The organism is Ligilactobacillus murinus DSM 20452 = NBRC 14221, assembly GCF_001591685.1.
Classification (GTDB): Bacteria; Bacillota; Bacilli; order Lactobacillales; family Lactobacillaceae; genus Ligilactobacillus; species Ligilactobacillus murinus.
In genome coordinates this window covers 1-590 of the sequence record NZ_BCVJ01000137.1, presented here as the reverse complement: position 1 = coordinate 590, position 590 = coordinate 1, and the positions used below count along the sequence as shown (strand labels likewise).

Annotated in this window: 1 protein-coding gene; it reads left to right on the top strand. The window is 45.9% G+C overall.

Annotated features, from left to right (window positions below):
• The coding region (locus LMU01S_RS10615; protein ID WP_439956670.1) for a mucin-binding protein at window positions 1–590 on the top strand (590 nt) is incomplete at both ends.

The following is a 590-nucleotide window of genomic DNA, read 5'->3' as shown; positions in this document are numbered from 1 at the left end:
CGGTACACCAGTGACAGTCAGTCAAACGATCAACTACGTCTATCGCACAGGTCCAAAAGCAGGCCAAATGGTATCAGCTGATAGTGTGAATAGTCACACATTCGTACCGACCTATACAGTCGATCAAGTGACAAAAGAAAACGTCGGTGAACCAAGTTGGACACCTGAAACGGCAGAATTTAGTGCAGTTACGAGCCCAACGATCAGCGGATATACAAGTGATCAGCCAGTCGTTGAAAAAATGACGATCACACCGAGTTCAAAGGATAGTGTGGTAACTGTTTACTATGACGCTAACGAACAACGTTTGACCTATACGGTGATCGACGATGGCGACAACGGTAAAGTTTTAGCCAATAATGAGCTCTTGGCGACAGGAGACAGTGAAAGCGTGGTAGGTGACAAAGTTTCAACTGACTACCAAGCGCTCATCCAAAGCTACTTGGATAAAGGTTACGTCTTAGTGAGTGCAGATGCCTTACCGGCAAACTTTGATAATAACGACGCAGTCGATCAAAATGTGGTGCTCCATTTAGCCCACGGGACAAAAGAAGTCACGGGTACACCAAAGACAGTGACTCAAACGGTGA